Raw genomic sequence first — 459 nt, forward strand, 5'->3', positions numbered from 1 at the left:
GTCCTTCGACACGAGGAGATGCCCTTTCTCGGCGGTGGCGAACATATCGCCGTTGCCGTTCGAAAAAATGCCGAACAGGTTCAGGTCCGACTTCTTGCCGCTCGGAAGCACGGGTTCCTTTTTCGTCCAGGTCTTGCCGCCGTCGTCGGGGACGAGGATCAGCGACCAGAGCCCGACTGCCACGCCGTGGTTCGCATCGACGAAGTGAACGCCGAAGAGGGGACGATCCTCGGTCGTCGCGAGCCGCTGTATCTGCCACGTCTCGCCGCCGTCGGTGGTCTTCAGGATCGCGCCCCAGTGACCGACGGCCCAGCCCGTGTTGGCGTCGATGAAGCTGACCGACGTCAGCGTCGAGCTCACGGGTACGGCCTTGGCTTGGCGGTACGTCGCGCCGCGATTGTCGGACAGCAGGATGATGCCGTTCGCACCGACGCTCACGACCCGCGGCCCTGCCCACGT

1 protein-coding gene is annotated in these 459 nt (G+C 64.9%); it reads right to left on the reverse strand.

Annotation, left to right across the window (positions count from 1 at the left end; translation table 11 throughout):
* Positions 1-438, reverse strand: a 438-nt coding sequence (locus tag M3205_RS25235) for a WD40/YVTN/BNR-like repeat-containing protein (RefSeq protein ID WP_251172367.1), incomplete at its 3' end; no start/stop codon positions are given.
* Positions 439-459: the final 21 nt, after the last annotated feature.

The organism is Cytobacillus firmus, from assembly GCF_023715565.1.
Taxonomy (GTDB): domain Bacteria; phylum Bacillota; class Bacilli; order Bacillales; family Cytobacillaceae; genus Cytobacillus; species Cytobacillus firmus_C.